The sequence below is a fragment of the Streptomyces xingningensis genome, from assembly GCF_054957865.1.
In genome coordinates, this window is the sequence record NZ_JBDJPF010000053.1 from 23,962 (window position 1) to 47,429 (window position 23,468).

At 72.8% G+C, this 23,468-nt stretch carries 24 protein-coding genes; 17 read left to right on the forward strand and 7 right to left on the reverse strand.

Annotated elements, in window-relative coordinates; genetic code table 11:
* The first annotated feature begins 307 nt into the window (after positions 1–307).
* Complete coding sequence (locus tag ABCR83_RS24245; protein WP_462697275.1) at positions 308–1,132, forward strand: endonuclease/exonuclease/phosphatase family protein; 825 nt, start codon at positions 308–310, stop codon at positions 1,130–1,132.
* A gap of 488 nt (positions 1,133–1,620) precedes the next feature.
* A complete protein-coding gene (locus ABCR83_RS24250; RefSeq protein WP_462697306.1) occupies positions 1,621–2,409 on the forward strand; it encodes a hypothetical protein in 789 nt (262 codons plus the stop codon).
* Here ABCR83_RS24250 and ABCR83_RS24255 read toward each other — a convergent pair.
* A complete protein-coding gene (locus tag ABCR83_RS24255) occupies positions 2,406–3,215 on the reverse strand; it encodes a GntR family transcriptional regulator (protein WP_462697276.1) in 810 nt (269 codons plus the stop codon). The two genes, ABCR83_RS24250 and ABCR83_RS24255, sit on opposite strands and share 4 nt — an antisense overlap.
* A 115-nt stretch (positions 3,216–3,330) precedes the next feature.
* Here ABCR83_RS24255 and ABCR83_RS24260 point away from each other — a divergent pair, with 115 nt between their 5' ends.
* Both ABCR83_RS24260 and ABCR83_RS24265 read left to right on the forward strand, forming a co-directional pair.
* A complete protein-coding gene (locus ABCR83_RS24260) occupies positions 3,331–4,134 on the forward strand; it encodes a (2Fe-2S)-binding protein (RefSeq protein WP_462697277.1) in 804 nt (267 codons plus the stop codon).
* A 198-nt stretch (positions 4,135–4,332) separates the two neighbouring features.
* Complete coding sequence (locus ABCR83_RS24265) at positions 4,333–5,397, forward strand: DUF2637 domain-containing protein (RefSeq protein ID WP_462697278.1); 1,065 nt, start codon at positions 4,333–4,335, stop codon at positions 5,395–5,397.
* Between the two features lie 72 nt (positions 5,398–5,469).
* On the opposite strand, the gene ABCR83_RS24270 is transcribed toward ABCR83_RS24265, so the two are convergent.
* Both ABCR83_RS24270 and ABCR83_RS24275 read right to left on the reverse strand, forming a co-directional pair.
* The gene (locus ABCR83_RS24270; RefSeq protein WP_462697279.1) at positions 5,470–5,916 is read right to left on the reverse strand and encodes an ATP-binding protein; all 447 of its coding nucleotides are present in this window, start codon (positions 5,914–5,916) and stop codon (positions 5,470–5,472) included.
* A gap of 335 nt (positions 5,917–6,251) precedes the next feature.
* The gene (locus tag ABCR83_RS24275; RefSeq protein WP_462697280.1) at positions 6,252–7,730 is read right to left on the reverse strand and encodes a protein phosphatase 2C domain-containing protein; all 1,479 of its coding nucleotides are present in this window, start codon (positions 7,728–7,730) and stop codon (positions 6,252–6,254) included.
* A gap of 103 nt (positions 7,731–7,833) precedes the next feature.
* Between ABCR83_RS24275 and ABCR83_RS24280 the strand changes: the two genes are divergently transcribed.
* Positions 7,834–8,613: a helix-turn-helix transcriptional regulator gene (locus ABCR83_RS24280; RefSeq protein ID WP_462697281.1), complete on the forward strand. Its 780-nt coding sequence runs from the start codon at positions 7,834–7,836 to the stop codon at positions 8,611–8,613.
* Here ABCR83_RS24280 and ABCR83_RS24285 read toward each other — a convergent pair.
* The 4 genes from ABCR83_RS24285 to ABCR83_RS24300 all read right to left on the reverse strand — a co-directional run bounded on the left by ABCR83_RS24285 (position 8,556) and on the right by ABCR83_RS24300 (position 13,109).
* Entirely contained in the window at positions 8,556–9,050 is a 495-nt protein-coding gene (locus ABCR83_RS24285; protein WP_462697282.1) for a methylated-DNA--[protein]-cysteine S-methyltransferase, read from the reverse strand. The two genes, ABCR83_RS24280 and ABCR83_RS24285, sit on opposite strands and share 58 nt — an antisense overlap.
* 2 nt (positions 9,051–9,052) lie before the next feature.
* A complete protein-coding gene (locus ABCR83_RS24290; protein ID WP_462697283.1) occupies positions 9,053–10,540 on the reverse strand; it encodes a DNA-3-methyladenine glycosylase 2 family protein in 1,488 nt (495 codons plus the stop codon).
* A 93-nt stretch (positions 10,541–10,633) separates the two neighbouring features.
* A complete protein-coding gene (gene rsgA, locus ABCR83_RS24295; protein ID WP_462697284.1) occupies positions 10,634–11,725 on the reverse strand; it encodes a ribosome small subunit-dependent GTPase A in 1,092 nt (363 codons plus the stop codon).
* 193 nt (positions 11,726–11,918) lie between these two features.
* Positions 11,919–13,109 carry a YihY/virulence factor BrkB family protein gene (locus ABCR83_RS24300; RefSeq protein WP_462697285.1) on the reverse strand — a complete coding sequence of 397 codons (1,191 nt, stop codon included), beginning with the start codon at positions 13,107–13,109 and terminating at the stop codon, positions 11,919–11,921.
* A 111-nt stretch (positions 13,110–13,220) separates the two neighbouring features.
* On the opposite strand from ABCR83_RS24300, the gene ABCR83_RS24305 reads away from it, so the two are divergent.
* From ABCR83_RS24305 to ABCR83_RS24360, 12 genes are all read left to right on the forward strand, one after another.
* Positions 13,221–13,814: a GNAT family N-acetyltransferase gene (locus ABCR83_RS24305; protein WP_462697286.1), complete on the forward strand. Its 594-nt coding sequence runs from the start codon at positions 13,221–13,223 to the stop codon at positions 13,812–13,814.
* A 104-nt stretch (positions 13,815–13,918) separates the two neighbouring features.
* Entirely contained in the window at positions 13,919–14,002 is an 84-nt protein-coding gene (locus ABCR83_RS24310) for a putative leader peptide (RefSeq protein ID WP_462697308.1), read from the forward strand.
* Positions 14,003–14,201: 199 nt separating this feature from the next.
* Positions 14,202–15,896: a nitrite/sulfite reductase gene (locus tag ABCR83_RS24315; RefSeq protein WP_462697287.1), complete on the forward strand. Its 1,695-nt coding sequence runs from the start codon at positions 14,202–14,204 to the stop codon at positions 15,894–15,896.
* Between the two features lie 85 nt (positions 15,897–15,981).
* On the forward strand, positions 15,982–16,158 hold the full coding sequence (locus tag ABCR83_RS24320; RefSeq protein WP_462697288.1) for a hypothetical protein: 177 nt from the start codon (positions 15,982–15,984) through the stop codon (positions 16,156–16,158).
* Positions 16,145–16,855, forward strand: a complete 711-nt coding sequence (locus ABCR83_RS24325; protein ID WP_462697289.1) for a phosphoadenylyl-sulfate reductase — start codon at positions 16,145–16,147, stop codon at positions 16,853–16,855. The genes ABCR83_RS24320 and ABCR83_RS24325 overlap by 14 nt, the downstream gene beginning before the upstream one ends.
* Entirely contained in the window at positions 16,852–17,436 is a 585-nt protein-coding gene (gene cysC / locus ABCR83_RS24330; protein ID WP_462697291.1) for an adenylyl-sulfate kinase, read from the forward strand. The genes ABCR83_RS24325 and cysC overlap by 4 nt, the downstream gene beginning before the upstream one ends.
* Positions 17,433–18,341 carry a sulfate adenylyltransferase subunit CysD gene (cysD, locus tag ABCR83_RS24335; protein ID WP_462697292.1) on the forward strand — a complete coding sequence of 303 codons (909 nt, stop codon included), beginning with the start codon at positions 17,433–17,435 and terminating at the stop codon, positions 18,339–18,341. Before cysC ends, cysD begins: the two co-directional genes overlap by 4 nt.
* 68 nt (positions 18,342–18,409) lie before the next feature.
* Complete coding sequence (locus ABCR83_RS24340; RefSeq protein ID WP_462697293.1) at positions 18,410–19,735, forward strand: sulfate adenylyltransferase subunit 1; 1,326 nt, start codon at positions 18,410–18,412, stop codon at positions 19,733–19,735.
* 113 nt (positions 19,736–19,848) lie between these two features.
* Positions 19,849–20,946, forward strand: a complete 1,098-nt coding sequence (locus ABCR83_RS24345) for an aliphatic sulfonate ABC transporter substrate-binding protein (RefSeq protein ID WP_462697294.1) — start codon at positions 19,849–19,851, stop codon at positions 20,944–20,946.
* A 35-nt stretch (positions 20,947–20,981) separates the two neighbouring features.
* Positions 20,982–21,785: an ABC transporter ATP-binding protein gene (locus ABCR83_RS24350; protein ID WP_462697295.1), complete on the forward strand. Its 804-nt coding sequence runs from the start codon at positions 20,982–20,984 to the stop codon at positions 21,783–21,785.
* Complete coding sequence (locus ABCR83_RS24355) at positions 21,772–22,641, forward strand: ABC transporter permease (protein WP_462697296.1); 870 nt, start codon at positions 21,772–21,774, stop codon at positions 22,639–22,641. The genes ABCR83_RS24350 and ABCR83_RS24355 overlap by 14 nt, the downstream gene beginning before the upstream one ends.
* A gap of 10 nt (positions 22,642–22,651) precedes the next feature.
* Complete coding sequence (locus ABCR83_RS24360; RefSeq protein ID WP_462697297.1) at positions 22,652–23,404, forward strand: sirohydrochlorin chelatase; 753 nt, start codon at positions 22,652–22,654, stop codon at positions 23,402–23,404.
* Positions 23,405–23,468 lie beyond the last annotated feature (64 nt).

The following is a 23,468-nucleotide window of genomic DNA, read 5'->3' on the forward strand; positions in this document are numbered from 1 at the left end:
GCGCCGCCCCGGAGGCAGGGCGCGAGCCACGGCTGAACGGACGGCACAGAACTGGCATGGAGCGCTCCCAACGCTGAGGCGGTTCAAGGCAGACCAGCTGTACCGCTCGTCATACAGCCATCTCGCCGACGCGGGCCCGTGTTTCGCCCGCTGTCACCCGAGTGGGGGCCGTACCCGGCGGCGAGGGGACGCCCTCACCGTGCCAGGGCGTCCGCCCAGGCGTCGCCCCATCTACCGATCCGGTACGGTCCGGGCCACAGTGGTACACATGATCCAGGACTGAACACAGGTGAGGAAGGGGCCACAGATGCGTGTGGTGACGTGGAATGTGTGGTGGCGTTTTGGGCCGTGGGAGGAACGGCGCACGGCCATCCTGAGCATCCTGCGCAATCTGCGGCCCGACCTGGTGGGTCTCCAGGAGGTGTGGGCCCACGGAGGGGAGAACCTCGCCGAGTGGCTGGCCAGGGAGCTGGACATGCACTGGATGTGGGCGGCCTCCGACGCACCCGTCAGATGGCACAAGCGGGTTGGGGACTCCTCGTTCGACGTCGGCAACGCGGTGCTCAGCCGGTGGCCGATCGTGGACCGTGCGGTGCTGCGGCTGCCGACGGAGGGCGGGCAGGACGACGGGCGCACCTCGGTGCATGCGCGGGTCGACGCGCCTGCGGGGCAGGTGCCGTTCTTCACCACGCACCTGAACTCCGCGCCGCATGAGTCAGCCGTGCGGTGCGCGCAGGTTGCGGCGCTCGCGGAGTTCGTGGCGGCCCACAGTGGCGGGACGGCGTTCCCTGCCGTGCTGACCGGTGACTACAACTCGCTGTCGGATTCGGATGAGATGCGTCTGCTGGGTGGCTATCGGACGGCACCGGTCGTGCCCGGCCAGATGTTCGTGGACGCCTGGGAGTACGCCGATCCCACCGCACCGTCCATGACATGGGACCGGGCGAACCCTTACGTCGGGGCCACGTTCGGGCCGAGCGAGCGCATCGACTACATCCATGTCGGCCCGCCCGGTCCGGGCGGGCTCGGCCATGTGCGGTCAGTGCGGCGGGTGGCCGACGGGCCTGTGGACGGTGTATGGGCCTCCGATCATGCGGCGGTTCTCGCGGAGTTGGGCAACGGGCTCGAGTGAGGCCGGCCCTCCCCCCGGCGCAGCGCGTTGTCGACCAGGCTGAGCGATGCGGCTGACTGTGCCTGCTGTGCGTCCCCGCCCATCCGCAGGGTGAAGACGGCGGCGGTGGCGCCGGTGGCCCGGATCGCGTCCACGTCCTTCTGCAGTGCGGTGCCCTGGTGGGTGGTGGTCGTCCGGCCGATCGGGGCCGGGGGCCGGGCCGCAGCCGATGGGGGTGGAGTGGCCGAGGAAGCGGGGGTCGAAGCCGGTCAGGCCGAGGCCGGCGGCGTGCCGGGGCCTTCGCCTGGCGTGCACGATCGTCTGCGTTCGGTAACCTGCCGTCACCGCCGATGGTCAACTCGCTTGCCCGGGACGGACTTCGGCGGTCCAACAGGTTTGTGAACCACTTCACACCTGGCTCTTGGCCGGGCCCGGGTCTTCGTGTTGAGATGCGGGCAGGTTTCCAGCTCGACGGCGCGCTTGGGGAGGGCACTGTGGTGGACACCGCCATGCGGAAGTCCGGTTTGCCGGAGCCATCGGGGCAACCGGGGCCCGATCCGCAGGACGATCCACTCGAGCGGGCCGTCTGGCGGCTGCGCTCGCGCGCCTGCTGGGAGGACGCGGCCGCGCTGCTGGCCCCGCACGCGGCGGCAAGGCCCGAAGCGGCCCGGAGGCGGACGGCGGTGCTGATCGAGCGGTGCATGTTCACGGCGGACGGGTGGGTGACCGCCGAGGACTCGCTGCGCTCGGCGGAGGCGCTCGCCACCGATGACGAGGAGCGTGGTGCGGCGGCGTGTGAACGGGGTCATCTCGCCTATGCGTCCACTCTTTTGGGGGTACGCGACCGGGCCGACGAGGCGCGCTCGGCGCTGGGGCGGGCGGCCGCGCTGCTGGGGCCGCACTCGCCCAGCCGTCCGCTGCTGGATTTCCGGCGCGGTCTGATCGCCCAGCACCTGTCCGACAACCCCTCGGATGCGACGGCCGCCTTCCAGCGGGCGCACGCGGGGGCGACCGCGCATGGGCGGCGGCTGCTGCTCTCGTGCACCTGGCGGCACCTGGCGGCCATGGCCGAGCACGATGGGCGGCTCGGCGAGGCCCGTCAGGGCTATGCCGAATCCCTGCGCATCCGCGAGGAGTTGGGCTATCTGATCGGCATCGCACCGGCATTGGCCTCGCTGGCCGGGGTGCTGACGGATCCGGTGGAGGCGGGGCGGCTGCGGGTGGAGGCGGGGCGGCTGGTGCGGCTGCTGGGCGGGGTGCCGGCCTGGCTCGCCGATCAGCTGGCGGCGGCGGGCTAGGGCCGCGTGCAGTGCGCCCTCAGCAGGGTCTCCACCGCCGTGCTGTCCCGCGCGGCGAGTGCGCTGAGCAGGGCGAGGTGCTCGGCCGCATCGGCCACCAGGTCCGCGGCGGCCCCTCCCGGCGCCGGCCACTGGGCACGGCGGTGCAGCTCGTCGGCGATCATGACCAGCTGGCGGTTGCCCGCGAGGCCGAGGAGCGCACGGTGGAAGGCGCGGTCGGCCTCGGCGTAGCCGGCCCGGTCGCCGCCCTCCGCCAGCGCGGCCGCGGCCTCGGCCAGCGGCAGCAGCTCGGCCCAGCGGGGTGCGGGGACGGTGCGGGCCAGCCGTAGTACGGCAGGGACCTCGAGCAGGGTACGGACCTCGGCGAGCTCGGCGAGGTCGCGGGCGGAGCGGCTGGTGACCCGGAAGCCCCGGTTGGGGACGGCCTCCACGGCGCCTTCGAGGACAAGCTGCTGCATGGCCTCGCGCACCGGGGTCGCGGACACCCCGAAGCGCTCGCCGAGGGCGGGCCCGGAGTAGACCTCGCCGGGGATGAGCTCTCCGCTGACCAGGGCCTTGCGCAGCGCGTCCAGCACCTGGCCGCGTACGGAGTACCGCTGGGGCATCCGGCGCCCGGGCCGGTCCTCGGGCGGCGGGGCGCAGACGGGGAGGTGGCCGTGCCCGTGTTCGCCGTGCCCGTATTCGCCGCACACACGCTCGCCGTGCACATGCTCGCCACGTACCGCCGTGCCGTCCGGGGGCGTTGCCCGCGCGGGCGCGCCGATGTCCGGGCGCGGCCTCGCGGTGTGGGATCTGCCCTGCTCCATTGGGGTCCTCCTGGGTGTCCAACCGAACCATAGGCGGCAGGTCCGGCAGTTCAAACCCCGGTCCACCTGGGTAAGGTAAGCCTTACTCGTTGCTGAATCCCGAATGGTGGTCTCCATGTCGGCTGCCTCGCCCGTCGCCGACGCCTACGCCCGGCTGGCCGAGGTCCTTCCCACGCTGACCGTCGAGTGCGGACCCCCGCGCGAGGGCTGGATCACGGCCGCCGGGCTGGTGGCGGGCGGCGACATCGACGCGTTCCTGGCCTGGGACGACGATCAGGTGCTGCGCGAGCACGGCCGCCGGGCACGGCCGGACGTCATTGCCGGCTTTGGCCTCTACCGCTATGCCTGGGCGGCCTCGCTCCTGGTGACGCTCCCCTGGTTTCTGCAGGGGCGGGTGCCATGGCTGCCGGTGACGGCGGTCTCTGTCCATCGCGCGGAGGGCACGGCGATGACGGCCGCGGTCACCGAGTTCGGCTGTCTGCCCGGGGATCCGGGGGCCGCCGGACCCGGTGCCCGCGTGCTGCCGGACGAGGGGGCCCTGCGCAGGGAGGTGCGGGCGGCGCTGGCCGCTCATCTCGGGCCGGTGCTGGAGGGCTTCGGGCCGCGGACCCGGCGTGGGCCGCGGGCGCTGTGGGGGCTGCTGACGGATGCGGCCGCCGAGGGGCTGTGGCATGTGGGGCGGCTGCTGGGCGAAGAGGGACGTGCGCGGCATGAGCTGGGGCTGCTGCTGCCGGGCGCCACGGGTCCCTATGCCGGCGGTGCGGCGTTCCGCGAACTGACCGGCCGCGGAGGCGAATCGCTGCCGACCCGGGACCGGGCAAGCTGCTGCCTCGCCTACAGCCTGCGCCCCACCGACACCTGCCTTACCTGTCCTCGCACCTGCGATACGGACCGCATCCATCGGATGTCCACAAGCTGATTACCGTCAATCCACCCGATCGAGTGGATTGAATAGAACCCAATTCCCCTGCCAGCCAGCGGTGTTCGAAATGATACGCACCTATCCGTATGTCCTTGGCGTCCATTGGCGGCGACTTGCCCAGAAACCCCTTGGCGTCCGGGCCACTTCCGCGAAGATGGCGCGCGAAAGGCCCTACTGCGATACGAGGGACGCAAGATGAGAGTGACCGACATACCGCTGAATTGGGTATTGCCCAGCGCCGTGGCGCTCGCCGGGGCCGTGGTGGCGGTGACCGTGTTCACGCGCGGCCGGCACGGCAGTTCGGACGACAGTGCGACCGGTACGGATTCCTGGGAACGCAACGAGGAACGCAGGCGACGCAAGGAAGCCGTCTACGGCAGCGCCTCCTATGTGCTCCTCTTCTGCTGCGCGGCGGTCGCCGCCGCGCTCTCCTTCCACGGCTTGGTCGGCTTCGGGCGGCAGAACCTGGGGCTGGACGACGGCTGGGAGTTCCTGGTGCCCTTCGGGCTGGACGGCGCCGCGATGTTCTGCTCGGTCCTCGCGGTGCGCGAGGCGAGTCACGGCGACGCGGCGCTCGGCTCCCGGATGCTGGTGTGGACCTTCGCGGGCGCGGCGGCCTGGTTCAACTGGGTGCACGCGCCACGGGGCATGAGCCATGCCGGGGCCCCGCAGTTCTTCGCCGGCATGTCGCTGTCGGCGGCGGTCCTCTTCGACCGCGCGCTCAAGCAGACCCGCCGGGCGGCACTGCGTGAACAGGGGCTGGTACCCCGGCCGTTGCCGCAGATCCGGATGGTCCGCTGGCTGCGGGCGCCGCGCGAGACCTTCGGCGCCTGGTCGCTGATGCTGCTGGAGGGCGTACGGACGCTGGACGAGGCGGTCGACGAGGTCCGCGAGGACAAGCGGCAGCGGCAGCAGACCAGGCTGCGCCGACGGGAGGCGGGCAAGCTCGAGCGGGCCCGGCTCAAGGCCTACAGCAGGCAGCACCGGTTTCTGTGGGGCCGGGTGCGGGCCGGGCGGCAGGTCGAGGTGACCGCGACCGCGGTGTCGGCCGCACCGCAGCCGCCGCAGCTCGGTTCGCAGGCGGCGGCAGAGCCCTCTTCCATAACCGACGCGGAGTCTCTTCCGCTGCGCGCGCGGTCGCTCCAGGCGGTGGGCCGGTCCGACCCGATCGACCTCACCGCCGAGGACGACACCCAGCCCATCCGCCGACTGGACTCGCTCGAGGAGGAACTCGCCCGTATCGAGCGGAAGTTCGGCTGAACCGACCGCCCTGGGCCGGTCACCGCGCGGCTCAGGGCACACCCGACGGCGCAGGCCACCGGGGCTCGTTGTTCAGCCCTCGGCGCCCAGCTCAAACCACACGGCCTTCCCCACGCCGTGCGCGCGCACGCCCCAGCCGTCCGCGAGGGAGTGGACGAGCAACAGCCCGCGCCCCGAGGTCGCGGTATCGGCCACGGCCTCCCCGCCCGGCCCCCTCGCCGGTCCGCGCAGCACCGGGTGCCCGGAGGCGAAGTCCCTGACCTCCACCCGCAGTCGGCCCTTGGCCGACGCGGCACCACCACCCATGACCCTGGCCCTGACCAGCGCCCCGCCATCGGTGTGCACCAGCGCATTGGTGACCAGCTCGCTCGTCAGGAGTTCGGCGGTCTCCGCCCGCCCGGGTGCCCCCCAGCACATCAGCAGCCGACGCAGCGCGGCGCGCACTTCCGCGACGGCGGTCAGGTCATCCGGCCGCAGCGGTCTTTCCCAGCAGGGCCCGGCGCCTTCCTCACTCCCCACCTCCTCCCAAGCCGTGCCATCCGCGGACCCGTCCCGACCTTCGCGGCTCCCGGCCGCCATCCAGTGTGCAGTCCGCCGTTTCATTCCCGTCCGCCCCGACCCCTCCCCGGCCCCCCGGCATCGAACACGCTCACGGCAAATGCATGCCCCGCCCACGCCGACACGACTCCTGTTGACGCATCAACATGGTGATATGACTGAAAGGGCCGCCGGGCGGCCGGGGTTGGCGCCGCCGGAGAATGGCCGTATGCCGGTCGGCCGGTCACTCCTCGGGCGTTCGGGCGGGCAGAAGTTCCGGTGGCCATAAACTCCCGGCGGTTGTGCGGACGTTCCGGCTATGCCTCCCAGACCGCGCATGCCGTGCGGTCATCGGCGTAACCCTTCACCCGCAACTGCGCGTCCGAGAGGAATTCGGCCAATCCCGGTGGCTGGGCGCGTGCGCCCCATCGCTCGGCGAGCAATTCCCGCAGCGCGGGTTCACCGCGCAGCGGATCCGCGAGGCCCGCGCTGCACAACAGCAGGGTGTCACCGGGCCGGGCGACCGCGGCACGGAAGCGGAAGGGTTCGCTCGGTACCTCGGCGGGGTCGATGACGGGCGTGGTGCCGGGGGTGGGGATGCCCAGGTCCACGGTGATCCGGTCGTCGGCCGGGGCGCGGCCCGGGTCGCCGACGGGGTCCGCCTCGCGCGGCTTGGGTTCGAGGTCCTGCCATACGCCCTCGCGCAGCCGGAAGAGACCGCCCCCGCCGACCCCGAAGAACACCCGGGTGCGGCAGCGGGCGTCGGCCGGCAGCAGCAGGCAGCGCAGGGCGGCGGTGTACTCGGCCGGGCGCAGCCCCAGTTCCGCGGCCCGGGACCGCAGTCGGCCGTAGGAGCGGTCGGCCAGCCGGTGCAGCCCGGTGCGCAGCTCGCCGCGGCGGCCCGCCCGGATGTCCTCGGCCAGCCGGGTGTGGCTGCGGCCGACCGCGGCACCCATCCAGGCGCAGATGTCACGCGCCGCGCGGTGCGCGCCCTCGGCGGCCCGGGCCCCGCTCGCCACGGCGACCAGCAGCAGCGCGGCGTCCCCGGCGCCGAAGCGCGCGGTGAGCAGCGCATCGCGCCGGGGTTCCCCGCGGTAGCGCGCCGAGTCGCCGCGCAGCGACAGGGCGCGCAGCGTCATCGCACCGTAGCGCGCCCCGTCGAGCACGGTGTCGGGCACCAGGTCCTCGAGCTCCCCCGGGTCGGCGGGCGGCCAGACGGTGGGCTCCGCCTCATAGGTGGGCGGCCCCTGCCCGACGTACTCGGGTGCCCGGGGCCGGTCGCCGTCCTGCCGCCGGGGCCGGGGCACCTGGGGTACGACCGCCGCCTCGAGGGCCGCCGCCGACTCCGACGCCTCCGGCACCCCGGGCACGGCGGAGGTCTCGGCCGGGACGGCGGGCGGTGGCCCGGCTCCCCGCCGCCTCGGGTCGAAGGGGGGTACGGGTGGTTCGCCGAGTTCCCACAGGGGCTCGGTGGGCCGGGACGTGCACAGCGGGCCCGCGAGGTCGGGCAGTGGCGGGAACTGGGCGGGGCCCGGCAGCCCCGGGGTGCGGGGCAGATCCCGGCCGGTGAGGGGAGAAGGCGGACGGCCGCGGGCGGGCCGGGGCGGGGGGCCGGGCGGCTCGGCCGGATCGGTGGATCCGGGGTGTGGTGGATCGGTCCTGACCACCGCGGCGGCGGAAGTGAACCGGTCGTCGAGGCTGTCGTTCTCGGTGGCGGAGCCCAGGTCGGCCGAGCTCCAGCCGTACAACTCCGCCCACCAGGCGTCCTCTTGTCCCTGATCCCCCATCTGACTCATGCCCTTATTGTCCACACTGCTGGGCATACGGGAAGAGTGCACAGCGGGCACCGCACAGGGATGATGACCCGGATCGCAACACGGTGGTGGGGAGTGGTGTCAGGTGCCCGGTGTCATAGTTCCGGCCCTCGTCGGGGAGACGGCGCAGGCGAGGCCGGGTGTGCGGAGCGCCGAACCGCCCGCCGGCCAGGGGCCGGTGGAGGTGGTGACGGGTGCCGAGGCGGTCGCCCGGCGGCTGTCACGGCTGTGGCGGGACGCGGTAGACGAGGTGTGCGCGTTGTTGACGTCCGGCCCCTGGGACGCGGCCGCCGCTCCCCTGGAGGCCGGGAGCGGGGTGCTGCATCGGGTGGTGGTGGAGCGCGGGGCGGCCGAGCGCGCCCGGGAGCGGCCGGCCGCCGCCCGGGTCCGGGTGGTGGACCGGGTGCCCGCCGGGCTGTTGGTCGCCGACCGCGAGGTGGCGGTGCTCGCGCTGGGCCCGGGCGCCGAGGAGCCCGCCGCCCTGGTGGTGCGGGCCGGACTGCTGCTGGACTCCCTGCTGGATCTCTTCGAACAGGTGTGGCGTGCGGGCCGTCCGCCGCGGCCCGCCGACGATCCGGCCGCCCGCCCCGGGCCCACCGACGGGCCGGACGCCACCGATCTGGCGGTGCTGTCCCTGCTGCTGGCCGGGCTCACCGATGCGAGCGCCGCCAAGCAACTCGGGCTGGGCCTGCGGACGGTGCAGCGGCGGGTGAAGCGGCTGATGGGGCTGGCCGGGGTGACCACCCGGCTGCAGCTGGGCTGGGCGGCGGCCGAGCGGGGCTGGACGACCGTCCGGGCCCGGTCCGGTCAGCCGGCGGACTCCAGCGCGAGCAGCAGCCGCTTACGCTCCAGCCCGCCCGCGTAGCCGGTGAGCGAGCCATCCGCTCCGATCACCCGGTGGCAGGGGCGCACCACCAGCAGCGGATTGGCCCCGATCGCGCCGCCGACGGCGCGCACCGCGGCGCGCGACACACCGAGGCGCCCGGCGAGTTCGCCATAGCTGGTGGTGGCTCCGTAGGGGACGGTGTCCAGGGCGTCCCACACCCTGCGGCGGAACTCCGTGCCCGATACGGCGAATTCGAGGGTGAACTCCTTGGACTCCCCCGCGAAGTAGGCGGCGAGCTGCCGCTCGGCCTCCGCGAAGGCCGCCGGTGCGCGCCGCCGGTCCGGCCCGGCGGCCGGGGCGTTGCGCTGTCCCGGTACGGACAGCGAGGCCAGCGCGGTACCGCCGGGGGCGGTGGCGGAGGGCAGGCCGGTGAGCAGCAGTGTCCCGAGCGGGCTGTCGATTTCGGTGTAGAGCATGGTCAGTCGTCCTTGTCCGGCTGGTGGTTCCACAGGTGGTGCAGGGCGTAGGAGCGCCAGGGCCGCCAGGCTTCGGCGGCGTCGGCCCCCGCGCCCAGCGCGGCGAGCCCGTGCCGTACTCCGGCGTCGGCCGGCAGGAAGACATCGGGGTCGCCGAGGGCCCGCATCCGGATGTATCCGGCGGTCCAGGGGCCGATGCCCGGCAGGGCGAGCAGGGTGCGCTCGGTGTGCTCCCGGTCGACGCCGGGGCCGAGCCCGAGGGTGCCGTCCGCGAGTGCGGCGGCGAGCGTGCGCAGGGCGGTGCGGCGGGCGCCCGGCATGCCGAGCTCGTCGAGTGCGGCCCCGGCGAGCGTGCCGGAGTCGGGGAAGATGTGGGTGAGTCCGCCGTCGGGCACCGGCAGGGGCTTGCCGTACGCGCCGACCAGGGTGCCCGCGAGGCGGGCGGCGGCGGCCACGGTCACCTGCTGGCCCAGCACGGCCCGTACCGCCAGTTCGTCCGCGTCCGCCGCGCCGGGCGACCGGAGCCCCGGCCGGGCGGCCACCAGGGGGCCGAGCCGTGGGTCGGCGCCCAGCCGCTCGGCGACGGCGTACGGGTCGGCGTCGAGGTCGAAGAGCCGTCGCATGCGCTGTACGGCGGTGGACAGGTCGCGCAGGTCGCAGAGTTGCAGCCGGCAGTCGAGCCAGTTGCCGTGCCGCGGGCCGGCGGCATGCCGCTCATGGACCTCGGCCACGCCGGCGCCGTACGGCAGGTTCAGGGTGCGGCGGTACAGGCGTCTGCCGGGGGCGCCGGTGATCTCCTCGATGCCCGCGATCAGGCGCAGCTGGAGGAAGTCGAAGACCTCCCGCGCGGCATACGGGCCGCGGTGGGCGAGCCGCAGCGGAATGCCGGACGGCGCATGGGCGACCTCGGCGGGCCGCCGGGCCTGGGTGCGCAGGGCGCTGGGGGTGCAGGCGTGGATGTCGCGGATGGTCTCATTGAACTGCCGTACGCTCGCGAACCCCGCCGCGAAGGCGATCTCGGTGACCGACAGGTCCGTGGTCTGCAGCAGAATGCGTGCGGTGTGTGCGCGCCGGGCTCTGGCCAGGGCGATCGGCCCGGCGCCCAGTTCCTCGGTGAGCTGGCGGTGCACTTGGCGGGCGCTGTAGCCGAGGCGGACGGCGAGCCCGTTCACGCCCTCGCGGTCGACGACTCCGTCGCCGATCAGCCGCATGGCGCGGCCGACCAGGTCGGCCCGGACGTTCCACTCCGCCGAGCCGGGGGCGGCATCCGGGCGGCAGCGGCGGCAGGCGCGGAATCCGGCGCCCTGGGCGGCGGCGGCCGAGGGGTAGAAGCGGACGTTGGGGCGCTTGGGCGTCACGGCCGGGCAGCTGGGCCGGCAGTAGATGCCGGTGGTCGAGACGGCGAAGAAGAACTCGCCGTCGAACCGTGCGTCCCGGCTGCTCACTGCCTGGTACCGGCGCTCGTCGTCTGGTGCCGCGGTGTCTGTCACGCCTTCCAGTCTGCGGGGTCGGCGACGGTGGGACCGGCGGAAATCGGACGTGGCCGTCGGTCCCCCCTCGGGGGGCGCCGACGGCCGCGTCGCTCAGCGACCCCGCTTGCGTTCCATCATGTGGCGGCCCTCCGCCTGTGCCTGCTTCCACCCGCGGCGGATCTCCGCGCGCAGCCGGGCATCGGTGCGGGCGGCGATCCACCGGTTCTCGCGGATCAGCTTGCGGTAGCTGTCGAGGCGGCGGCCGGGCAGCTCCCCGCTCTCGACGGCCGCCAGGACCGCACAGCCCGGCTCGGCGGCATGCGCGCAGTCGTGGAAGCGGCAGCGGCCGGCGAGGTCCTCGATCTCGGCGAACGTCTGGGCGACGCCGTCCTCCGCGTCCCACAGGCCCACGCCGCGCAGCCCCGGGGTGTCGATCAGCACGCCGCCGCCGGGTATCGGCAGCAGGTTGCGGGTGGTGGTGGTGTGGCGTCCCTTGCCGTCCCGGTCGCGGGTCGCCCGGACGTCCTGGACGTCCTCGCCGAGCAGGGCGTTGGCGAGCGTGGACTTGCCGGCGCCGGACTGCCCGAGCAGTGCGGAGGTGCCCCCGGCGAGCACGGCGGCGAGGACGTCGATGCCCTCGCCCGTCGCCGCGCTGACCGCGAGCACCTGGGCGCCGGGGGCCACCGCCTCGGTGTCGGCGAGGAGCTGGCCGAGGGCCTCGGGGCCGGGCACCAGGTCGGCCTTGGTGAGGACGACGACGGGCTCGGCACCGGACTCCCAGGCCAGGGCGAGGAACCGCTCGATGCGGCCGAGATCCGGGCCGACGGCCAGGGACACGGCGATCACCGCGTGGTCGACGTTGGCGGCGAGGATCTGGCCGTCGGAGCGTTTGGAGGAGGTGGAGCGGATGAAGGCGGTGCGCCGGGGTAGCAGCGCCCGGATCTGGCCGGCCGTGAGATCGACGGCCGCCCAGTCGCCGGTGCACATGATGTGCAGCGGGTCGCCGGTGGTGACGAGGGCGGTGTCGGCCCGGACGGTCCGTACGCCGCCGTGGTCGGCGACGACCACATCGCAGCGGCCGCGGTCGACGCGGGCGATCCGCCCGGGCACGACGCCCTCGGCGGAGTACTCGGCGAAGCTGTCAGCGAACCCCTGGTCCCAGCCGTAGCGGGTGAGGGGGTGCGCAGTGGGGTGCTCGGACAAGGTGGTGGTCCTTCAGGAGGGAGTGGGTGAGTTCCGGCTTCCGGGTGCGGGCCGTGCCCGTGGCGAGGACAGTCATCCCGGGCTCACCTCCTGCTTGTTGTCCGTGGGCGGCCGGTGTGGGCCGCGGTTGCGTCGGCGACTATAGGCGTCGCCCGCAGCACGCCGCGAGTGGTTTTCCGGGCGGACAACACCCCTAATCCCGGCGCTTGGCGTGCTTCGGCTGGTGCGGCGGCCGCTCCGGCTTCCCGTGCTGGATGCGGGAGCGCACATCCTCCGGCGGCAGGAACTGCGCCCAGCGCTCGGGGAACTCGGAGGGCGGCTCCCGGTCCTGGCCCGTCACCCCGTCGTCCGCGGCGGCGGGATCGTCGTCCAGCTCGTGCACCAGCGCCAGCGCCGCCCGTTCGGCGGCCGCCTGGGCGGCCGCCGCCTCGCGCTGCCGGTCGACCTCGGCGCGCGCCGCGGCGGTGGCCACGGACGGCCAGACGCGGTCTATCGCGGCGTTGACCGCCGCGCCCACCAGCACCGCGAAGGCCGAGACGCCGATCCACAGCAGCACGGCGATGGGGGCGGCGAGGGAGCCGTAGATGGTGGGGCCCTCGATGGTGTGGGTCAGGTAGACGCGCAGCAGGAAGCTGCCGAACACCCACATCGTGAGGGCGACGAACGCCCCCGGGATGTCCTCCTGCCAGGGCGAACGGACCGGCACCGACACGTGGTAGAGCGTGGTGAGGAAGGCGATGGAGAGCACGATGACCACGGGCCAGTACAGGACCCACACCACATCCCCGCTCCAGGGCACCACATCCACCACGGTCTCCGGCCCGGCCACCATCAGCGGCAGCACCACCGCACCCATCAGCAGGGCGACGAGGTAGAGGAGGAAGGCCAGCAGCCGGGTCCGGACGATGCCGCGCTTGCCCTCCAGCCCGTACATGATCGTGATGGTGTCGACGAACACATTGACGGCCCGGGAGCCGGACCACAGGGCGATGGCGAAGCCGACCGAGACGATGTCCAGCCGGCGGCTGCCCGTCCGCACATCGTGGAGCAGGGGCTCGGTGATCTCCGTTACGCCCTTGTTGGACAGCACGGCCGTGGAGGCCTTGATGATGTTGTCCTGGAGGCTCTTGATGGTGTGGGTGTCGAACCAGGAGTCCAGATAGCCGAGCAGACCCATGAGGGCGAGCAGCAGCGGCGGCAGGGACAGCAGGGTGAAGAATGCGGCCTCGGCGGCGAGTCCGGTGACGCGGTACTCGATGCACGAGTTGACGGTGTCCTTCAGGAGGAGCCAGGCCATCCGGCGCTTGGAGACATTCCGGTACAGGACGCGTGCCCTGTGGAGCCGGCCGGTGCGTGGACCTGGTGGTTCGTTTGCTGCCTGCACGGCCTAACCGTATCCGCCGCCGACGGCCCGGTTCATCTTCGGCGGTCCGCACGATGTCGCTGGTTACGGGGGTGGGGGCCGGGGCTCACAGGGGCGTGATTGGGTGTCGGCATGAGCGACGAAAAGATCTCAGTGACCACCTGGTGGCTGCACATGACCTCACCGGACGACCTGGTCCCGGCCGCCGAGCCCGAGCCGGGCTCGGAGGTCCGGATCATACGGGCCGAAGTGCCCTCGCCCGAATTCAGCCGGTTTCTCTATACCGCCGTGGGCGGGGATGTGACCTGGACGGACCGGCTGCCGTGGCCGTACGAGCGGTGGCGGGCGTTTCTGGAGCGGCCGGGGGTGGAGACCTGGGTCGCCTATGAGCGGGGGACGCCGGCCGGTTTCATCGAGCTCGACGCCGGGCCGGAGGGGGCCGTCGAGATCAGCTACTTCGGGCTGATCCCGGCCTTCCGGGGCCGCCGCATCGGCGGCCATCTGCTGGCCTACGGCACGGCCCGGGCCTGGGATCTGGCCGGGCGGTGGCCGCAGTTGGAGCCGACCAGGCGGGTGTGGGTGCACACCTGCAGCAAGGACGGACCGCATGCGATGGCCAACTACGAGCGGCGCGGCTTCCGGGTCTTCGACATCAGGACCGAGGACGAGCCGGACATGCCCATGCCCGGCCCCTGGCCCGGTGCGCACCGGGACGCCGCGGCATAGGGCAGGCCTGGACGAGCAGCGCACCGTCCCAAATATTGGGACGGTGTAGCCCACATTATGGACAATGGTGGACTGGCCGGAGACCGCCATGCCACGCTTCCGTCATGTCCCGAGCTGGAATTGCCTTGGTGAGTCGACGCCACGTCGATCTCGTCCGCGTGTCCAGCGCCATCTGTCCGACGAGCTGAACAGTCTCAGCACCGCCGTTCCTCCTCGCCCTCCCCACCGCCGCGGACGGGCGAACGCTTCCCGATCTCTGGCCCCGCCGCACCCCGCTGCCGCCGGAACCCCGCATATACGCAGGTCACTTGAGGTGACTGGGGTTCTTCGGCGACGCCTTGGGGCGGCCGTGCGCCGCCGTAGGACACCCCAGAAGGACAGACCGCCATGGCTGCCACCGCAGAGCCTCCCGCCGCCCGGCCCGGGCGCAAAACCGGCCGCCACCGCGGCGAAGGCCAATGGGCCGTCGGCCACTTCACCCCGCTCAACGCCAATGAGCAGTTCAAAAAGGACGACGACGGTCTCAATGTGCGGACACGCATTGAGACGATCTACTCCAAGACCGGCTTCCACTCCATCGACCCCAGCGATCTGCGCGGACGGATGCGCTGGTGGGGCCTCTACACCCAGCGCAGGCCCGGCATCGACGGCGGCAAGACCGCGGTCCTGGAGCCGGAGGAGCTGGACGACGAGTACTTCATGCTGCGGGTGCGCATCGACGGCGGACGGCTGACCACCCGGCAGCTGCGGGTGATCGGCGAGGTCTCGCAGGAGTTCGCCCGCGGCACGGCGGACATCACCGACCGGCAGAACATCCAGTACCACTGGATCCGGATCGAGGACGTGCCCGAGATCTGGCGGCGGCTGGAGGCGGTGGGCCTGTCCACCACCGAGGCCTGCGGCGACACCCCCCGGGTGATCCTGGGCTCGCCGGTGGCCGGCATCGCCGAGGACGAGATCATCGACGGCACCCCGGCCATCGAGGAGATCCACCGCCGCTTCATCGGTGACCCGGAGTTCTCCAATCTGCCGCGGAAGTTCAAGTCCGCGGTCTCGGGGTCGCCCCTGCTGGACGTGGCGCACGAGATCAACGACGTCGCATTCGTCGGCGTACGCCACCCCGAACACGGTCCCGGCTTCGACCTGTGGGTGGGCGGCGGGCTGTCCACCAACCCCAGGATCGGCGTACGGCTGGGCGCCTGGGTGCCGCTGGAGGACGTGCCCGATGTCTATGGCGGCGTGATCGGCATCTTCCGCGACTACGGCTACCGGCGGCTGCGCACTCGCGCCCGGCTGAAGTTCCTGGTCGCCGACTGGGGCCCGGAGAAGTTCCGCCGGGTGCTGGAGGAGGAGTACCTGGGGCGCCCGCTCGCCGACGGCCCGCCGCCCGAACAGCCCGTGGACCGCTGGCGCGACCACGTCGGCGTGCACCGCCAGCGGGACGGCCGCCACTACATCGGCTTCGCCCCGCGCGTCGGCCGGGTCGACGGCGCCACCCTCACCAAGATCGCGGAGTTGGCCGAGGGGCATGGCTCGGGGCGGCTGCGCACCACGGCCGAGCAGAAGATGGTGGTGCTCGATGTGGCCGAGGACCGGGTCGACTCGCTGGTGGCCGGGCTCGAGGCACTGGACCTGCGGGTCGGCCCGTCCCCCTTCCGGCGCGGCACGATGGCCTGCACCGGCATCGAGTTCTGCAAGCTGGCGATCGTCGAGACCAAGGCACGCGGCGCGGCCCTGATCGACGAACTGGAACGCCGCCTCCCGGAGTTCGACGAACCCATCACCATCAACGTCAACGGCTGCCCCAATGCCTGCGCCCGCATCCAGGTCGCGGACATCGGTCTCAAGGGCCAGCTGGTCCTGGACGACCGGGGGAACCAGGTCGAGGGGTTCCAGGTGCACCTGGGCGGGGCACTGGGGCTGCAGCCCGGCTTCGGCCGCAAGGTCCGTGGCCTCAAGGTCACTTCGGCGGAGCTCCCGGACTATGTGGAGCGGCTGCTGAGGCGCTTTACGGAACAGCGCCGGGACGGCGAGCGGTTTGCCACCTGGACGGCACGGGCGAGCGAGGAGGACCTCTCATGAGCGTCGCGCGCGCGGCCGCCGGGCCGCAGACGACAACGATGGCCGCACCTCTGCGCCGCGCGGGCGGAGAAGCGAGGACAGAAGGATGAGCGAGCGTGCCGCCCCGTTCTACTGCCCCTACTGCGGCGACGAAGACCTGCGGCCCGGTGAACAGGGCCATGGCGCCTGGGAATGCAGGGCCTGCAATCGGGCCTTCAAGCTCTCCTTCCTCGGACTCCTCGCCCGCGGCCTGAGCAAAGGAGCCTCGGATGACCGAACTTGACGACGTTGACGACGCCGACGCCCTCGCCCGGCTCGCCGAGCGGGCGGGCCGGGAGCTGGAGGACGCCCCCGCGCTGGACATCCTGCGCTGGGCGGCCGACACCTTCGGCCGGCGCCTGTGCGTCACCTCCTCCATGGCGGACGCGGTCGTGGCACACCTCGCCTCCCGGGTCCTGCCCGGCGTGGATGTGGTCTTCCTGGACACCGGCTACCACTTCCCGGAGACCATCGGCACCCGGGACGCGGTCGCGGCCGTGCTGGACGTCCGGGTCCACACCCTCACCCCGCGCCAGAGCGTCGCCGCCCAGGACGCCGAGTACGGGCCCCGGTTGCACGACCGCGACCCCGACCTGTGCTGTGCGCTGCGCAAGGTCCGCCCGCTCGAGGAGGGACTGGCGCCCTACGCCGCCTGGGCCACCGGACTGCGCCGGGACGAGTCCCCCACCCGGGCGGGCACCCCGGTCGTCGGCTGGGACGAACGGCGGCGCAAGGTGAAGATCTCGCCGATCGCCCGCTGGACCGAGGAGGACGTCGAGACCTATGTCGCGGAGCACGGGGTGCTCACCAACCCCCTGCTGATGGACGGCTACACCTCGATCGGCTGCGCCCCCTGCACCCGCCGGACGGCAGCGGGCGAGGATGCCCGCGCCGGGCGCTGGGCAGGACTGGCCAAGACCGAGTGCGGACTGCACGGATGACGACCGCGGTGACGGACGAAAGCGAACGGGGGAAACCGATGACGGGTGGCGCCACCGTGTGGCTCACCGGCCTGCCGAGCGCGGGCAAGACCACCATCGCCCAGGCCCTGGCGGACCGGCTGCGCTCGGAGGGACACCGGGTGGAGGTGCTCGACGGGGACGAGATCCGCGAGTTCCTCTCCGCCGGTCTGGGCTTCTCCCGCACCGACCGGGACACCAACGTCCAACGGATCGGCTTTGTCGCCCAGTTGCTCGCCGCGCACGGCGTCACGGTGCTGGTCCCGGTGATCGCGCCCTATGCCGACGCGCGGGAGGCGGTGCGCAAGCGCCACCAGGAGCTGGCCACCGGCTATCTGGAAGTCCATGTGGCCACCCCGGTGGGCGTCTGCTCGACCCGCGATGTGAAGGGCCTGTACGCCAGGCAGGCATCCGGCGAGATATCGGGCCTGACCGGGGTCGACGACCCCTACGAGGAGCCCCTGGAGCCGGACTTGCGCATCGAGGCGCACCGGCAGTCCGTGCGGGAGTCCGCGGACTCGCTGTATGCGCTGCTGGGCGAGCGGGGGGTGCTGGCGGCATGAACGACAGTCCATACACCCTGTCGCACCTGGACGCGCTGGAGTCCGAGGCGGTGCACATCTTCCGTGAGGTGGCAGGGGAGTTCGAGCGCCCGGTGCTGCTGTTCTCCGGCGGCAAGGACTCCATGGTGATGCTGCACCTGGCGCTGAAGGCGTTCGCCCCGGCGCCGCTCCCCTTCGGCCTGCTGCATGTGGACACCGGGCACAACTTCCCGGAGGTCATCGGCTACCGCGACCGCACCGTCGGGGAACACGGGCTGCGCCTGCACATCGCCTCCGTACAGGAGTTCATCGACGACGGCCGGCTGCGCGAGCGCCCCGACGGCACCCGCAACCCGCTGCAGACCCTGCCACTGCTGGACGCCATAGAGCGGCACCGTTTTGACGCCGTCTTCGGCGGCGGCCGCCGGGACGAGGAGAAGGCCCGGGCCAAGGAGCGGGTCTTCTCGCTGCGCGACGAGTTCGGCGCCTGGGACCCCCGGCGCCAGCGCCCCGAGTTGTGGCAGCTCTACAACGGGCGCCACTCCCCCGGCGAGCATGTCCGGGTCTTCCCGCTGTCCAACTGGACCGAGCTGGACGTCTGGCAGTACATCGCCCGGGAGCGGATCGCGCTCCCGGCGATCTACTTCGCCCATGAGCGGGAGGTCTTCGCCCGCGACGGCATGTGGCTGGCCTCCGGCGACTGGGGCGGTCCCCGCGACGGCGAGCCGGTGGAAAAGCGGCTGGTGCGCTACCGCACCGTCGGCGACATGTCCTGCACCGGTGCGGTCGACTCCGATGCGACGACGATCGACGCCGTGATCGCCGAGATCGCCGCGTCGCGCATCACCGAGCGGGGGGCGACGCGAGCCGACGACAGGCTCTCCGAGGCGGCGATGGAAGACCGCAAGAGAGAGGGGTACTTCTGACCCCGGTCTCGGCCCAAGACCCTCCACCGGCTCCACAGAGGAATGCAGAGAAACGCAGAGGAACCAGCATGACGACAGCCGAACAGATCGGGGCGACCGCCCTGCTGCGCTTCGCCACCGCGGGATCCGTCGACGACGGCAAGTCCACGCTGGTCGGGCGGCTGCTGCACGACTCCAAGTCGGTGCTGGCCGACCAGCTGGAGGCCGTGGAGCACGCCTCGCGCAGCCGCGGCCACCAGGGATTCGACCTGGCACTGCTCACCGACGGGCTGCGCGCGGAGCGCGAGCAGGGCATCACCATCGACGTGGCGTACCGCTACTTCGCCACCGGCCGCAGGCGGTTCGTCCTCGCGGACACCCCCGGGCATGTGCAGTACACCCGCAACATGGTCACCGGCGCCTCCACCGCCGAACTGGCCGTGGTGCTGGTGGACGCCCGCAACGGAGTGGTCGAGCAGACCCGGCGGCACGCCGCCGTCGCCGCCCTGCTGCGGGTCCCGCAGGTGGTCCTGGCCGTCAACAAGATGGACCTGGTGGGCTATGCGGAGTCCGTGTTCGCGCCGATCGCCGAGGAGTTCGGCGCCTATGCCACCTCCCTGGGCATACCCGAGGTGACCGCGATCCCGGTGTCCGCGCTCGCCGGGGACAATGTGGTGACCCCGTCCGCGCACATGGACTGGTACGGCGGCCCGACCGTCCTGGAGCACCTGGAGTCGGTGCCCGTGGTCGCCGATCCCACCGGCGACCCGGCCCGCTTCCCCGTGCAGTACGTCATCCGCCCGCAGACCCCCGAACTCCCCGACTACCGCGGCTATGCGGGCCAGATCGCCTCCGGGGTGCTGCGGGTCGGCGAGCGCGTCACCGTACTGCCCTCGGGCCGCACCAGCACCATCACCGGCATCGACGCGCTCGGCGAACCGGTGGAGGTGGCCTGGGCCCCGCAGTCGGTGACCGTGCTGCTCGCCGACGACCTCGACATCTCGCGCGGCGACCTGATCACCCCCGCCGCCGGGGCGCCCGCGACCACCCGGGACATCGAGGCGACCGTCTGCCATGTGGCCGACCGGCCGCTGCGGGCCGGGGACCGGGTGCTGCTCAAGCACGCCACCCGCACGGTCCGGGCCCTGGTCAAGGCGCTGCCGTCGCGGCTGAACCTGGCCGACCTGTCCCAGCAGCCGTCCCCCGGCGAGCTGGCCGCCAATGACATCGGCCGGGTGGTGCTGCGCACCGCCGACCCGCTCGCCCTGGACCCCTACGCCACCTCCCGGCGCACCGGCTCCTTCCTGCTGATCGACCCGGCCGATGGAACGACGCTGACCGCCGGGATGGCGGGCGACTCCTTCGCCGCGGCCACCGCAGCACCCGCGGCCGACGACGAGGGCTGGGACTTCTGACATGGCGGGCACCTCACTCCACTCGCCCGGCCGGGGCCTCGGCGGGGTCGGCCGATGTGTGCGCTGACGCCCGTGCCGCCGCCGCTGCCCCGTCCCCCAGAGGAGCCCCCCTCATGTCCGCAACCCGCCGTGCCCTTGCGGCCGTTGCCGCCCTGCCGCTGCTGACCCTGGCCCTGGCCGCCTGCGGCTATGGCTCACAGAAGTCGTCCGACGAGCCGTCCGCCGCCGCGGCCGGCGGCAAGAAGCTCTCCGCCGACACCGTGCGGATCGGCTACTTCCCCAACATCACCCATGCCACCCCCCTGGTGGGCGAGCAACAGGGCATTCTGCAAAAGGAGTTGGGCGGCACCACCCTGAAGTCGGCCACGTTCAACGCGGGCCCGTCCGAGATCGAGGCGCTCAACGCGGGCTCCATCGACATCGGCTGGATCGGCCCCTCGCCCGCCATCAACGGCTACACCAAGTCCAGGGGCAAGAGCCTGCGGATCATCTCCGGTTCCGCCTCCGGCGGGGTGAAGCTGGTGGTCGACCCCAAGAAGATCCACTCGCTGGACGAGGTCAAGGGCAAGCGGATCGCCACCCCGCAGAAGGGCAACACCCAGGACGTGGCGTTCCTCAGCTGGATCGCCGGGCAGGGCTGGAAGGTCGACCCGCAGAGCGGCAAGGGCGATGTCTCGGTCGTCCGGACGGACAACAAGGTCACCCCGGACGCCTTCAGGTCCGGCTCGGTGGACGGCGCCTGGGTGCCCGAGCCCACCGCCTCCAAGCTGGTCTCCGAGGGCGGCAAGGTACTGCTGGACGAGTCGACGCTCTGGCCGGACCGGAAGTTCGTGATCACCAATGTGATCGTGTCGCAGAGTTTCCTGGACCGGCACCCCGACGTGGTGGAGGCCGTGCTGCGCGGCTCCGTGAAGACCAACGCCTGGATCACGGCCCACCCCGGCCAGGCCAAGTCGGCGGCGAACACCGCGCTGAAGAGGCTCTCCGGCAAGGCCCTGCCCTCCGGCATCCTGGACCCGGCCTGGCAGAGCATCAAGGTCACCGACGACCCGCTGGCCGCCACCCTGGACGCCGAGGCCGCCCACGCGGTCTCCGCGGGCCTGCTCGACAAGCCCGACCTGTCCGGCATTTACGAGCTCACCCCGCTCAACAAGGTCCTCAAAGCCGAGGGCCGGCCGCCGGTCTCCGCGGCCGGGCTCGGCAAGCAGTAACGGCACCGTCCCACCCCAGCACCAGGAGGTCCCGGATGGCCCCGACCACGACCACCGACCAGCCAGGCGCCGTCACCGTCACGGACGACGGACCGCCGGCCGTCCGGCTCGACCACGTCTACAAGAGCTTCGGCCGCACCGGAGCGGACCGGCCGGTCCTGGAGGACATCTCCCTCGATGTCCGCCCCGGCGAATTCGTCTGCCTGCTGGGCGCCTCCGGCTGCGGCAAGTCCACCCTGCTCAACCTGGTCGCCGGGCTGGACAAGCCGACCGCGGGCAGCATCGAGGTGGCGGGCGGCCGCCCGGCCCTGATGTTCCAGGAGCACGCCCTCTTCCCCTGGCTGACCGCGGGCCGGAACATCGAGCTCGCGCTGCGGCTGCGCGGCGTGCCCCGGGACGAGCGGCGGGCCGAGGCGGAACGGCTGCTGGACCTGGTCCGTCTGGGCGGGGCGCACGGCAAGCGGGTGCACGAACTGTCCGGCGGCATGCGCCAGCGCGTGGCGCTGGCCCGCGCGCTCGCCCAGGACAGCCGACTGCTGCTGATGGACGAGCCGTTCGCCGCACTCGACGCCATCACCCGGGATGTGCTGCACGACGAGCTCACCCGCGTCTGGTCGCAGGCTTCCCTGTCGGTGCTGTTCGTCACCCATAACGTCCGCGAGGCGGTACGGCTCGGCCAGCGGGTGGTGCTGCTGTCCTCCCGGCCGGGCCGGGTGGCCCGGCAGTGGACGGTCGACCTGCCGCAGCCGCGCCGCATCGAGGACGCGGCCGTCGCGGACCTGTCCGTGGAGATAACCGAGGAACTGCGTGGGGAGATCCGCCGCTATGGCAAGCACTGAGACCACCGAGCCCCACCTGGCGGGCCTGGAGGCCGGGCTCGACGCGCTGGACGCGGTACCGGTGGAGCGCACCCCCTTGCGCCGGATCCTGCTGGCCAAGGTCCTGCCGCCGGTGACGGCCGTCATCCTGGTGCTCGTCGTCTGGAAGCTCCTGGTCCTCGCCGAGGTCACCGACGACTACAAGCTCCCCGACCCCTCCGCGGTCTGGCACAGCCTGCACCAACTCTGGCTGAACGGAACCCTGTTCGACATCATCTGGACCAGCGTCTCGCGCGGCCTGCTGGGCTTCCTCGCCGCGCTCGCCATCGGCACCCCGCTCGGGCTCCTGGTGGCCCGCGTCCCGTTCGTCCGGGCGGCCCTCGGCCCGCTGCTCTCCGGCCTGCAATCGCTGCCCTCGGTGGCCTGGGTGCCGGCGGCCGTGATCTGGCTGGGCATCACCGACTCGGCGATGTACACGGTGATCCTGCTGGGTGCCGTGCCCTCCATCGCCAACGGCCTGGTCTCCGGCATCGACCAGGTGCCCCCGCTGTATCTGCGCGCCGGACGCACCCTGGGCGCCACGGGCGCGCGCGGCGCCCGGCACATCCTGCTGCCCGCCGCCCTGCCCGGCTATCTCGCCGGTCTCAAGCAGGGCTGGGCGTTCTCCTGGCGTTCCCTGATGGCCGCCGAACTCATCGCCTCCTCCCCCGACTTGGGCCTCGGCCTGGGCCAGTACCTGGAGAACGCCCGCACCGACTCCGACATGCCGGGCGTACTGCTGGGCATCATCCTGATCCTCTTCGTCGGCATCGCCATCGACCTCATCGTCTTCAGCCCCCTGGAGCGCCATGTGCTGCGCTCCCGCGGGCTCCGCTGAGGGAGCCACCATGGTCCTGCTCCTCATCGCCCACGGCAGCCGCAACCCCCGCCACGCCGCCACCGTCTCCGCCCTGCGCGCCCGGATCGCGGCCCGGCGGCCGGGGCTCCGGGTGGAGGCGGCCTTCCTGGACTTCGCCGTCCCCACCGTCCCCCAGGCCCTTGAACGCCTGTCCGCGGAGGGGATACGGGACGTGGTCGCCCTCCCCCTCCTGCTGACCCGCGCCTACCACGCCAAGACCGACCTGCCCGCCATCCTGCGCGCGACCACCTCCCGGCTGCCCCGCCTGACCGTGCACCGGGCCGCCGTCCTGGGCCCCTCCCCCCTGCTGACCGCCGCCCTCGAACGACGGCTGTACGAGGCCGGGTTGCGCCCCGGCGACCGGCGCTCGACCGGGGTCGTACTGGCCTCGGCGGGCTCCTCCGACCCGGAGGCGATCGCGGTGATCGCAGACATCGCGCGGGAGTGGCAGCACACCGGCTGGCGCGCCGTACGCCCCGCGTTCGCCTCCGCCTCCGCGCCGCGCACCGAGGACGCGGTACGCGCCCTGCGCGCCGCGGGCTGCCGCCAAGTGGCCGTCGCCCCCTACGTCCTGGCCCCCGGCCGCCTCCCGGACCGCATCACGGCCGGAGCCCGGGCGGGGGGCGCGGAGATCCTGGCAGGGGTGCTGGGGGCGGCGGACGAAGTGGTGTCGGTGGTACTGCGCCGCTACGACGAGGCGGTGCGGGCCGGGGTGTTGGGGGTGCGGGCGGCGTCGGCGTGAGACTGAGACCAGCGCGGGTCGGATCTATACCTTCACGAAAACACGGAGCGGCCGCTCACCGGTT

Excerpts from the sequence above, each read along its gene's own strand:
- ABCR83_RS24245 (WP_462697275.1), top strand. The coding sequence starts at position 308 with ATGCGTGTGGTGACGTGGAATGTGTGGTGGCGTTTTGGGCCGTGGGAG.
- ABCR83_RS24250 (WP_462697306.1), top strand. The coding sequence starts at position 1,621 with ATGCGGAAGTCCGGTTTGCCGGAGCCATCGGGGCAACCGGGGCCCGAT.
- ABCR83_RS24255 (WP_462697276.1), bottom strand. The coding sequence starts at position 3,215 with ATGGAGCAGGGCAGATCCCACACCGCGAGGCCGCGCCCGGACATCGGC.
- ABCR83_RS24260 (WP_462697277.1), top strand. The coding sequence starts at position 3,331 with ATGTCGGCTGCCTCGCCCGTCGCCGACGCCTACGCCCGGCTGGCCGAG.
- ABCR83_RS24265 (WP_462697278.1), top strand. The coding sequence starts at position 4,333 with ATGAGAGTGACCGACATACCGCTGAATTGGGTATTGCCCAGCGCCGTG.
- ABCR83_RS24275 (WP_462697280.1), bottom strand. The coding sequence starts at position 7,730 with ATGAGTCAGATGGGGGATCAGGGACAAGAGGACGCCTGGTGGGCGGAG.
- ABCR83_RS24285 (WP_462697282.1), bottom strand. The coding sequence starts at position 9,050 with ATGCTCTACACCGAAATCGACAGCCCGCTCGGGACACTGCTGCTCACC.
- ABCR83_RS24305 (WP_462697286.1), top strand. The coding sequence starts at position 13,221 with ATGAGCGACGAAAAGATCTCAGTGACCACCTGGTGGCTGCACATGACC.
- ABCR83_RS24310 (WP_462697308.1), top strand. The coding sequence starts at position 13,919 with ATGTCCCGAGCTGGAATTGCCTTGGTGAGTCGACGCCACGTCGATCTC.
- ABCR83_RS24315 (WP_462697287.1), top strand. The coding sequence starts at position 14,202 with ATGGCTGCCACCGCAGAGCCTCCCGCCGCCCGGCCCGGGCGCAAAACC.
- ABCR83_RS24320 (WP_462697288.1), top strand. The coding sequence starts at position 15,982 with ATGAGCGAGCGTGCCGCCCCGTTCTACTGCCCCTACTGCGGCGACGAA.
- ABCR83_RS24325 (WP_462697289.1), top strand. The coding sequence starts at position 16,145 with ATGACCGAACTTGACGACGTTGACGACGCCGACGCCCTCGCCCGGCTC.
- cysC (WP_462697291.1), top strand. The coding sequence starts at position 16,852 with ATGACGACCGCGGTGACGGACGAAAGCGAACGGGGGAAACCGATGACG.
- cysD (WP_462697292.1), top strand. The coding sequence starts at position 17,433 with ATGAACGACAGTCCATACACCCTGTCGCACCTGGACGCGCTGGAGTCC.
- ABCR83_RS24340 (WP_462697293.1), top strand. The coding sequence starts at position 18,410 with ATGACGACAGCCGAACAGATCGGGGCGACCGCCCTGCTGCGCTTCGCC.
- ABCR83_RS24345 (WP_462697294.1), top strand. The coding sequence starts at position 19,849 with ATGTCCGCAACCCGCCGTGCCCTTGCGGCCGTTGCCGCCCTGCCGCTG.
- ABCR83_RS24350 (WP_462697295.1), top strand. The coding sequence starts at position 20,982 with ATGGCCCCGACCACGACCACCGACCAGCCAGGCGCCGTCACCGTCACG.
- ABCR83_RS24355 (WP_462697296.1), top strand. The coding sequence starts at position 21,772 with ATGGCAAGCACTGAGACCACCGAGCCCCACCTGGCGGGCCTGGAGGCC.
- ABCR83_RS24360 (WP_462697297.1), top strand. The coding sequence starts at position 22,652 with ATGGTCCTGCTCCTCATCGCCCACGGCAGCCGCAACCCCCGCCACGCC.